The organism is Microcoleus sp. LEGE 07076, from assembly GCF_015207455.1.
GTDB lineage: Bacteria > Cyanobacteriota > Cyanobacteriia > Cyanobacteriales > Microcoleaceae > Microcoleus.
This window is the reverse complement of the sequence record NZ_JADEWV010000026.1, coordinates 35,913-46,904: the sequence shown is the minus strand read 5'-3', so window position 1 is coordinate 46,904 and position 10,992 is coordinate 35,913. Positions and strand designations below refer to the sequence as shown.

Below are 10,992 nucleotides of genomic sequence, written 5' to 3'. Positions count from 1 at the left end.
TATGCCCCATGCCCAATTACCCATTACCAATTCCGGTCATTAAAAAAAGAATTTTGTCTAGCAATTGCTGAGGGTGAATCGGTTTAGCCAAACAATCGTTAGCTCCCGCCGTCGCTAAAGATACTTGATCGGCAGGAATTTCATAGGCGCTTAAAGCCAGGATTTTGAGATTTTCAGTAGCGGGTTTTTGGCGCAGTTGGTGAATTATTTCGCAGCCATTCATCCCGGGCAAACGCATACTGACAATCACAGCATTCGGCTGCAAAAGTTCTATTTGTTCTACCGCCGCCGAACCTTCAATCATCCACACCACTTGCAGTCCTGCTGCTGTCAGGATATCACAAATCACCATGGCAGTTTCTTCATCTTCTTCGACGAGTACGAGGCTGCTTCGCGAGGAAGAGTGCAGCGGTAAAGATGAATTCAATTTTTCATATTTTAATTTTGTGGATTCATCTTTGGTGTTAGTTTGGATGGGTATAAAAACGGTAAAAGTAGAGCCGACATCAACTGTAGAGTTGACTTCGATCGCGCCGCCGTGAAGCTCTACTAACTGTTTGGTTAAAGCCAATCCCAGACCGGTGCCGCCGTATTCGCGGCGGTAGGGGGAATCCAACTGCTGGAATTTTTGAAACAAAAGCGAGCGCTGATCTTCGGGAATTCCAATGCCACTATCTTTGATTTGAAACACAGCAGTGCTACCGGGCGGTGCAGTACCGGGCTGTCGCACTTCCGGCGTTCGATTTGGATCTTCAGTCACCCAAACTCGCAGGATGACTCGCCCGCCTTCGGGAGTAAATTTAATTGCATTTCCTAATAAATTGAAAAGAATTTGTCTCAAGCGGCGTGGGTCAGCGGTGAAGAGATCGCACTCTTGTGCGATCCGCTGTTCTTGAATTAATTCAACGCCTTTAGCGGCAGCTTTTTCTTTGAGGGCGTGGAGGCTTTGAGAAGCTAATTTAGAAATTGAAAATGCACTAATTTTTAATACTGCTTTTCCAGCTTCTACTTGCGATAAATCTAAAATATCGTTAATTAATTCCAATAAGTGGTCGCCGCTGTCCCGGATAGTTTGCAGGTACTGCCGCTGCTTTTGCAGCGGCACTTGTTTGGTGCCAACTTTGCCGTAAGACCACCGCAGCAGGGTGTCGGAAATGCCGATGACGCAGGTGAGGGGAGTCCGCAATTCGTGGCTCATAGCTGCCAAAAATTCGCTCTTGGCGAGGCTGGCAGACTGGGCGGCGACGAGTGCATCGCGTAGTTCTCGCGTGCGCTCTATGAAGCGCAGTTCTGAGGTGCATTTTTGTTGCTGAACTTCTGCATAAAGTTCGGCTTGGTAAATGGCGATCGCCAAATGTTCTGCTATTTGCCGCAAAAATGTTTTTTTGGTTTCTTCCCACTCCTGCACAGTACACTGGTGGGCAATTAGCAGCCCCCACAATTCGTCTTGAACTACGATCGGTACTAGCAACTTCGACCGCACCTTCGCCCGCCGCATCAACTCTAAAAAACAAGGGTGGGAAGAGTAAGTTGTTTCCACATCCGCGACGTACAAAGCCAAACCTTTGCGATACTTTTCTCTGTCGATGACTCCATCAGGAAAACACTGTGCGCCTTCACTAAAATTCAGTACAGACGAGATAGCATCGGTGGCTAAAGCTTCGTAGGTGACGCTACCTAAATACAAGAAAGAACCGAAATGTTCTTTGACTTCGCCAGAGCCAGAAACTGCTGCAGGTATTTGTTTGCCTAACTCGCCATCGGGCGGCGCAGGCACTTTTTCAAATTGATAAATTAACAGGCGATCGACTTCCAAAAACTCTCGCACTCTCGAAACTGCTTTTGACAAAATGACAGGCAATTCCAAACTCTGGCGGATTTGAGTTGTCACCTGATTGAGAAGTCGCTCTTGTGCGAGCTGTTGCTGCAAAGCATCTTCCACTGCTTGACAAAATGGAATGCTGGAACTGGGAATTTGTGCAAGATCGACAGCTTCACCAATCTGGTGCTGTAGCGTTTCCGGAGCGATCGGTTGGGGCGCAGAATTTTCCTGTATTTCTGTTTGGGCCTGTAGGGGAGGCTGACTGTTTTTGCTGGCCTCTGTCGCGAGAAGCTCCAGCAAATTCAGGGTAAATTCGCTTTGAATAGCTGCCGAGTTGGGCTGTATATTTTTTATTGCTTGTTTGAGGGGACGAAGGTCAATTGTTTTCCTGGTTGCGGGGGTTATTTCTGCGATTTTTTTTGCGAGGGGAGAGAGAAAATTGGCGATCGCCCTTGGCTCGAAGGTCAACTCCACATTTAATTGCGAATAGAGATATTTTTCGCTGTGTTTGCCTTTGTTTGTTGCCTGCTTATCTAATAGCTTGCCCCGCAGCAGCGCGCTAAACCGATCTGATACCACTACTGCAAACCTTTCCGACGAATTTTCCCCATTTTCATCATCCGCGAGCGCATCGTCGGCCAGCCAAATCGCTCCCGGGAGTTCAGCCATTTGCTGTAACAACTGGTAAGCAGCCTCAAAGGTTGCTAGCGGCAAAGTTCGATTTAAGCTTTTTGGTTTCAATCTAGGTATTTTTCCGGTTGTTTTCAAGAACACAAGATCGACGAGGCCGATGTTTTAGGGACGAAACCGGGGCGCAGCAGAGGGAACCGCACCCAAAGACTTGAGTTCGAAGCTATCACAAGGCAGGCTCGGAGCGGGCCCGCGAGTCCGACAGCAGATTTCTCCCTATAGTTGTCATTACTTTAAACAATCTTATTCCAGTATAATATCAATATATAATTTGTTAACTTCTACTTAACACTATCCGGGTAAATGAGCAATCCAACTCAACTCACCCCCGATTTCACGATCGGACATCTGCCGTCTCACCACTTCCAAGTGAGTGCTGCAACTCCAGGACAGGTAGTGGCTGAAAAATTCGAGCAAGAACCAGACCTGCCGGGAGTCATTATTACTCACGAATCACAGGTGTTGGGCTTAATTTCTCGCGTCAAATTTCGAGAGCAAATGATTTTTCCCGATCGCGTAGAACTTTACCGGGAGCAGCCGATTCGCTCCTTGTTAGATTTTATCAGAATTCCGCCTTTAATGATGGAGGAAAACTGGAAAATTGACGATGCCGTGCAAGCCTCTCTCAACAGGCAGAAAGACTTGATTTATGAACCAATTATTGTGGTAATGGAAAACCAGAGCCTCCGCATTTTGGATGTTCAAACTCTAATCATCGCCCAATCTAAAAATTTATCGCAAGCTTACAAGATCATTCAAAAATACCGAATAGAAAAACAAAAGCATCTGGCGATTATTCAAAAAGAACAGGCAAAGGTTCGCGAATGCCATGAGCTTTTAGAATCCCAAGTTATTGAGGCAGAAAAAACACAGAAAAGTCCGACTTTCCAGGAATTGGCAATTGTAAAACAAGCCGAACAAATTGCTCAAATGAATCAGCGATTTGTGAAAATTGCGAAGCTGATTTCCTCCGAAGGTCGCCAAGCATTTCAAGCTACTTTTCAAGGTGCTAATTCTATTTGCAACAATACAGATAAAATTTTGGGGGTTGGCAAAGCAATAGCTAACGATTTAGAAACGGTTAACCGCACTTCCCGAACAATCCGGGAGGCGATCGAACAAGTCAGGCATTTAGCAGTACAGGTGGCTGTAGTTACCAATCAAATAGGAAGCCAGCCCAGCGGCCTAACCCAAGTGAGCCTGGAAATTGGCAGACTGGCAAGTAAAACTTTTGAATTGGGGACTCAAATGGAGCAAATTGCCAGCCGGTTCAAACTGCGGGTTCACGAACTCACAGAAGCTGCAAGAGCGGGTGCTAATGTGGCTAAATCCGTGACCATCAAGATCGATCGCGCGGAAATGGCGCTGTTAGAGTTGGAGGAATTAATATCGGAGAAAGATTTCAATTCAATTCCACCTATTAAAGAACCTTTGGGAACCCAAAAAAGTGTGAAAACCCATTCTTTAGTTAAAGATATAGAACACGCAGAAGTAGCGGTTTCTGAGTTGGAAGAGATAGTTAAGCAGCAAAATTCATCGAAATATCTGATCGATAAAATTCAGCAGGCGCTGAAGTCCCAAAAACCATAAAATTCCAGATAGAATATGATGAAAAAACTGGATTGATAAAAAAAATAATGATTGAGTGTGTGACTATTTCAATAATGCTATTTATTTCATTGAAACTGGTAAAAATTAAACAGTTAGTGAGCGCACAGGGCCTAGACACCGGGTTTTTGGGGTTGTTGTCGCCTGTAACGGGTATTGAAGGGGAAAACCCGGTTGATCGCCCGGGACTCCAAGCAAAGGAACCGGGTTTTTTACCTTGGGTGCAGGCTGTAATGATGTATTTTTGTCAATGTTTCGCCAGTTTGGGAGATCCCTGCGCTATTGGTGTTAAATGTAGCCGAGTCTCAGTTAAATGAGGTACACCCGACCGCGGTAATGCGGCTGGCGGGTTCGCCGGCATGACTAATTACCCATTCCCATTACCAATTACAAATTATCAATTACTAATTACCGTTTGTACCTCATGTTGCCCAGAATTGCTATAGGGAGTTAAAAAAGGCTATGTAGGGCTTGTTGAAAAAGTCTTTTCGTTAAGGTCAGGAGTCAGGAGTCAGGAGTCAGGAGTCAGAATTAGAGGACGTAAGAATAGTCAGTAATCTAGGAAAGTGATTGACTTTTGATGGTTTAAAAGCTGATTTTTTGCACCTCCTACACTTGTGATCCCTCTAAATATATTGATTTATCTAGGTTTTTGGTTAAATCAGCAAGCCCTATGTAAATTGCAAAAACAGATAAATCTCAAATAGAGCTTAATTAATAGGTGATAATTATGACAATTCTGCTAGTAGAAGACGACACGATAGCAGTCAATTTGATGACCAAATTGCTGAATTCTCACAATTATAATGTAAATACGGCAGCCGACGGCGAAACAGCCTTGGAGTTGGCGCTGGCCTACGATTACGATTTGATTGTTTTGGATGTGATGATTCCTAAACTCGACGGCATTAGTTTGTGTCGGAAATTGCGATCGTCCGGCTGCAAAATGCCGATTTTACTGCTGACAGCGCTAGAAAGCAGCAGCAATTTAGTGAAAGGTTTAGAAGCCGGTGCTGACGATTATGTGGTCAAACCTTTCAATCTAGAAGAATTAATTGCTCGAATTCGGGCTTTGCTGCGCCGGGGTAAGGCAAGTTTGTCGAGTACAATTTTGACTTGGGAAAAACTGCAAGTCAACCCGGACACTACGGAAGTAACTTATGCCCAAAAAGTGCTGCATTTGACTCCCAAAGAGTACAATATGCTGGAACTTTTCCTGAGAAATCCCCGGCGAATTTTCAGCCGCAGCGCGATTCTCGATCGCATTTGGTCGGTAGGCGAATTTCCTCAAGAAGAAGCTGTTACCGCTCACATCAAGGGGTTGCGGCACAAGCTCAAAGGAGCCGGGATGACTGTAGATTTAGTGGAAACCGTGTACGGATTGGGCTACCGGCTCAAAAGTCTGCCGGAGGATATCGAGAACCCAAATGTGGCCCGGGAAACGGCAGAAACTACATCTGAATTCAGCGCACCCGGCCAGGAATTAAACAATGACGAACGCCGCCTCCAAGTCCTGACTGTAGTTGCGGCAATTCGGGGCAAGTTAAGAGCTAATTTTATCGAAAAGGTGGTGATATTCGATCGCGCTACCGCTCAAATCAAAACCGGAACGCTGGAGGAGAAACTGCGGCAGGAAGCTCAGGCGGAAGCTCACAAATTAGTCGGTTCTTTGGGAACTATCGGGCTACCGAGAGGTTCGGATGTGGCACGCAAGATAGAACATTTGTTCAAGGCCCAAAACGTCTTGAAACCGGGGACTGCTCAGAAGATTGAGGAATTTCTGCATTTGCTCAAACAGATATTGGATCGCCCGCTGCCGGCATCTGAAACCGATTTGGTCGATCGGGTTGCCCATCCGCGCCGAATGCTGATCGTTGATGATGATCATGTTCAGAGCGAGCAACTGAAAATAGCAGCAGCCGGTTCCGGATTCGAGATAGAAGTTGCCAACTCTCGGGAAGCGGCAAGAAGTGCGATTTATCAACAGCCTCCCGACGCGATTTTGCTGGATTTGACTTTTTCCAGAGTTCGAGAAAACGGACTTACTCTGTTAGCCGAACTCCGCAGTGAAAAACCGGATATTCCGGTGATGATTTTGAGCGCGAACAATCAATTGAGCGATCGAATTGAAGTTGCTCGTTTGGGAGCTTCCGGCTTTTTGCACAAATCGCTACCCCCAGCAGATATACTCAAAGCAGTCGGTCAGATTCTCGACCATACAGACCCTGCCGAAGCTAAAGTTATGGTGGTAGACGATGACGTGCATCTATTGGCTGCACTGAAAATAATTCTGCAACCTTGGGGTTTTCAAGTAACAACATTGGATCAACCAGAAAACTTCTGGGAGGTACTCGAAACCATTTGTCCCGATTTGCTAATTTTAGATGTGGAGATGCCCGGTTATAGCGGTATTGAGCTGTGTTTGGCGGTGCGGAACGATTTGCGCTGGAGCAAGCTCCCCATCCTATTTTTGACGGCTCATTCCGAGTCGGAAATAGTGCGCCAAATGTTTGTCGCAGGTGCTGATGACTACGTTAATAAGCCGATCGTGGAACCGGAATTGATTGCTCGCCTCCTGAATCGTTTGGAGCGGATTCAACTGAGGCACAGACTGGCTCAGACACAGCGCTAAGCAACTGCGTGGGGGTAGGCACTCTTAGCACTACCCCAACATATTTGTGCAACTGATGCGAGGATTGCGGCAGTTGGGTACTTCTAACCCGCCCGTGAAACCAAAATTGCCCGATCGGCAAAAACACAGGCTAATTTAAAACAGTATTTACAATCACACGAAAGCAATGGTATTACCCTCAGAAACAGGCGCTCTCAATGACAGCGACTGCGAATTAATTGACGCTCCGGCTGCTATTCAACCTCACGGCATCTTGTTGGTGCTGGAATCTCCGCTGTTGAAAATTTTGCAAGTTAGCAACAATATTTTTGAGGCTTTAGGTCTTTACCCCGAAGCAGTTTTGGGCAAGTTTTTACAGGAATTTGTTGAGAGCGAGGAAATTGAGGCAATTGAAAAAGTTTTAGCCCAAAACTGCGCTCGACCTCACCCTATTAGATTATCATTGACCTGTCAAAATTGCCAGTCGGTTTTTGAGGGAACGCTGCATCAATCGAGTTCAGTATTAATTGTGGAACTAGAACCCGTTGTGGAGCTAAAAGCTAGCGATTGTTTCACTTCTGATGATTTGGTTCAAGAGCCGATCGACAAAATCCACAAAACACCAAACCTGCAAATGCTGTGTCAGACAGCAGTTGCGGAAGTGCGGAGGACAATCGGTTTCGATCGGGCGATCGTCTATCAATTTGATGCCACCGGTGCCGGGAAAGTCGTCGCCGAAGACAAAATAGAAAGTTTGGCTCCTTTATTGGGACTGCACTATCCGGCTACGGATATTCCCCCGCAGGCAAGAATCCTGTTCAGTATGAATTTAATTCGGTTTATTCCCGACCTTGACTATCAGCCCGTCCAACTAATTCCTGACTGCAATCCGCTGACAGGTCGCCCCCTGGATCTGAGCTTTTCCTGGTTGAGAACAGTTTCCCCTTGCCACGTTCAATATCTCAAAAATATGAACGTTGGCGCTAGCATGACAGTGACATTAATGAAAGACAAAAAACTCTGGGGATTGATCGCTTGTCACCACCAAACACCAAAGTATGTCAACTACAAAACAAGAACGGCTTGCGAATTGCTAGCAAGATTTGTGAATCTAGAACTCAACTACAAACAAGATAGCGAAGACCGGGAATATGCAACTTATTTAAAACAAATTTCTCATAAGTTAATCGCAAAACTTTCTCAAAAACACTGCTTTGTAGAAGGTTTGCTTAAATGCCGAGATGAATTTCTGGCATTGGTGGGCGCTACTGGTGGAGTTGTGTGTGCCAATCAAAACATAACAACCTTCGGCACTGTGCCGGAATTGGCAGAAATCGAAAACTTAATTGGTTGGATAAAAACTCAAATAAATAATGATATTTTTCATACCGATTGTCTTTCAAAACTGTATCCGCCAGCAGATAAGTTTAAAGAAATAGCTAGCGGTTTGCTGGTGCTGGTTTTGTCCGAGATGGAAAATTCTTACGTTTTGTGGTTCCGTCCCGAAGCAATTCAAACTGTTAATTGGGCAGGTCTACCAGACTGGCCAATAAAATTGAAGCCGGATGGCAGCCCGTTGATGTCTCCTCGCATTTCCTTTGATTTGTGGGTAGAAACTGTGAGGTTAAAATCTTTGCCTTGGCAGCAGTGCGAAATTGAAGTTGCCCGAGAACTGCGAGTGGCGATTGCTAGTATGCAGTTGCGGAAAATCAATCAGCAGCTAAACTTAGCTTTGTCGGCTACCAAAATTGGATTTTGGGACTGGGATGTACAGAACAGTCGCATTGTTTTGTCGAGGGAACACGAAGAGTTGTTCGGGTTGACGCCGGGAACTTTTGCGGGAGATTATCAAACTTTTGCAGCTTGTATTTGCCCATCCGATTTAAAAGGTATGGAGAATGCTGTGAATCAGGCCCTCGTCGAGCGATCGGATTATTGTCACGAACACCGGGTGATTTGGCCCGACGGCAGCATTCACTGGATTGAGGGGAAAGGTAAGTTTTTTTACAGCGAAGCGGGCGAAGCTGTGCGGATGGTGGGGACTGTTAGAGAAATTACCGATCGCAAAGCTAGAGAATTACAGTTGCGTTTGTTGGAATCAGCAGTCACCACGACTAACGACGCGGTGTTAATTACCGAAGCTGAACCGATTCGCGAACCGGGCCCGCGAATTGTTTATGTCAACCCAGCTTTCACGCGGATGACTGGCTATACGCTAGAAGAAGTTTTAGGCAAAACGCCGCGCATCTTGCAAGGAGAAAAAACAGATAGGGCAAGTCTCGATCCGATTCGGAGAGCTTTGGAAACCTGGCAGCCGGTGCGGGTTGACTCGATCAATTACCGCAAAGACGGGACGGAATTTTGGGTAGAATTGAGTATTGTGCCGATCGCAGACGAAAAAGGTGGGTTTACCCATTGGGTTGCCGTGCAGCGCGACATTAGCGATCGAAAACTTGCTGAAGCCGCCCTCCAACAGCTCAACGAACGGTTAGAAATGCGAGTTTTGCAGCGAACCAGACAACTAGAAAGCTCTCAAGTAGAACTCCGGGAAAGCGAAGCTTTATTTCGCTCTTTGAGCGAGAGTTCCCCTGTCGGCATTTTCAAAATCGATGCTGGGGGGAAATGTACCTATACAAATCCGCGCTGTCAAGCAATTGGCGGCTTCGCCGCAGCCGAAGCTTTAGGAAACGGCTGGATGCGGTTTGTTCACCCGGAAGACATTAAACTAATTCGGTCTAAATGGTCGGAATCGCGATCGCTAGACGGGAAATTTTCCTGCGAATTTCGTCACATCCAGCCAGACGGAACAATCAGGTTTTGTCGGCTAAAAACAGCTCCGATTTTTTCCGACCGAGGTCAACTAATCGGTCACGTCGGCACAGTCACAGATATCACAGAAAGTCGGGCAATTGAAAAAATGAAAAATGAGTTTATTTCGATTGTCAGTCACGAACTGCGAACGCCGCTTGCCTCAATTCGCGGTTCTTTAGGTTTGCTGGCGGCTGGGGTGCTCAAAGATCGACCGGAAACTGCCAAAAAGATGTTAGAAATTGCGTCTAACCAGAGCGAACGGTTAGTGCGTTTGGTCAACGATATTCTCGATTTAGAGCGGCTCGATTCGAGCCAAATTACGATCGTCAAGCAGTGGTGCGACGCGCAGGCGTTGATGGAGAAGTCTGCGGAAGCTGTGCTGTCTGTGGCTGCTGAAAATGAGATTAACTTGTCGATTTTGCCCTCTTCTGCACAAGTTTGGGCTGACCCGGACAGGATCGTTCAAATGCTGGTAAATTTGTTGAGCAATGCGATTAAATTTTCGGCTCCCGGCTGTACAGTAACTGTCAGGGTTGAAGATTTGGGCGATTCCCTACGGGATAGCTACGCTTCACGGGTTTTATTTGAAGTCAAAGATCGGGGCAGGGGGATTCCTGCTGATAAACTAGAAACTATCTTTGGACGGTTTCAACAGGTGGATGCTTCTGACTCCCGCCAAAAAGGAGGTACGGGTTTGGGTTTGGCTATCTGTCGCAGCATTGTGCAGCAGCACGGCGGCAGAATTTGGGTAGAAAGTGTTGTCTCTGAAGGTAGCACTTTCTATTTCACCCTACCTGCACCGTTTGAAGGCGAAGGGGGAAGTTTCAGCCAGCGGTTGGGAAATGTCGGCTGAAATTGGTTAAAATCCGATCGCACATCGGAGTCGGCGGTTGCAACCGCGTGCTGAGGGCCAAATCAGGTCGATCGCGCTCAATCTTTTGCTAAAATCTGGCAATTATTCAGAAAATTGGGTTTCTGCGTCCCGGAAAGTCCTAGTTTGGCTATTTTCAGAATTTCCTCATTTTTGTGATTTAGCTTATAGAGCGATCGGGTGATTGGTTACTTCCAACCCAGATTCCCCAGAAGTTCCACAGATCACCTTGGGGAGTCGGGTTTTTTTGTGGCGCATAAAGTCGATCGTCAGCAACTACAGTATTTATAGGTAGGGTAAGCTGTCGGACAAATAAACATTGTATGTTCAGGGATAGCTCGCGTGCCCACCCCACTCATTAGGGGATTTTTTTTGACATTCAATTTAAATGCCGCAACAGCTTAACAAGTCTTGAAATTACGGATACTTGTGTCGATCGACCAGGCTTTTTAACCAAGAATCTAGAATGCAGTGAAGTTTTTTGGTTAAAAACCCAGTTTATGCCTAGGAGCATCTCATATTTGCAAAAACACTTCTTGTAGCTTCTTCTAGCTTCCTCTTTAGTTCTGCCGAGTACCT

General features: G+C 46.1%; 4 protein-coding genes. 3 read left to right on the top strand and 1 reads right to left on the bottom strand.

The genetic code is table 11. The features are described from left to right. Window positions 1-16: 16 nt before the first annotated feature. Entirely contained in the window at window positions 17-2,563 is a 2,547-nt protein-coding gene (locus tag IQ270_RS06750) for a GAF domain-containing hybrid sensor histidine kinase/response regulator (protein ID WP_193972477.1), read from the bottom strand. Window positions 2,564-2,815: 252 nt separating this feature from the next. On the opposite strand from IQ270_RS06750, the gene IQ270_RS06745 reads away from it, so the two are divergent. The 3 genes from IQ270_RS06745 to IQ270_RS06735 all read left to right on the top strand — a co-directional run bounded on the left by IQ270_RS06745 (window position 2,816) and on the right by IQ270_RS06735 (window position 10,395). Further along, window positions 2,816-4,102, top strand: a complete 1,287-nt coding sequence (locus IQ270_RS06745) for a chemotaxis protein (protein WP_193972476.1) — start codon at window positions 2,816-2,818, stop codon at window positions 4,100-4,102. 748 nt (window positions 4,103-4,850) lie between these two features. Further along, entirely contained in the window at window positions 4,851-6,752 is a 1,902-nt protein-coding gene (locus tag IQ270_RS06740; RefSeq protein WP_193972475.1) for a response regulator, read from the top strand. 166 nt (window positions 6,753-6,918) lie between these two features. Continuing rightward, window positions 6,919-10,395: a PAS domain S-box protein gene (locus tag IQ270_RS06735; protein ID WP_193972474.1), complete on the top strand. Its 3,477-nt coding sequence runs from the start codon at window positions 6,919-6,921 to the stop codon at window positions 10,393-10,395. Window positions 10,396-10,992 lie beyond the last annotated feature (597 nt).

What these genes read in the sequence shown, in the direction of transcription:
- IQ270_RS06735 (WP_193972474.1), top strand. Translation starts at nt 6,919, where the DNA reads ATGGTATTACCCTCAGAAACAGGCGCTCTCAATGACAGCGACTGCGAA.
- IQ270_RS06745 (WP_193972476.1), top strand. Translation starts at nt 2,816, where the DNA reads ATGAGCAATCCAACTCAACTCACCCCCGATTTCACGATCGGACATCTG.
- IQ270_RS06740 (WP_193972475.1), top strand. Translation starts at nt 4,851, where the DNA reads ATGACAATTCTGCTAGTAGAAGACGACACGATAGCAGTCAATTTGATG.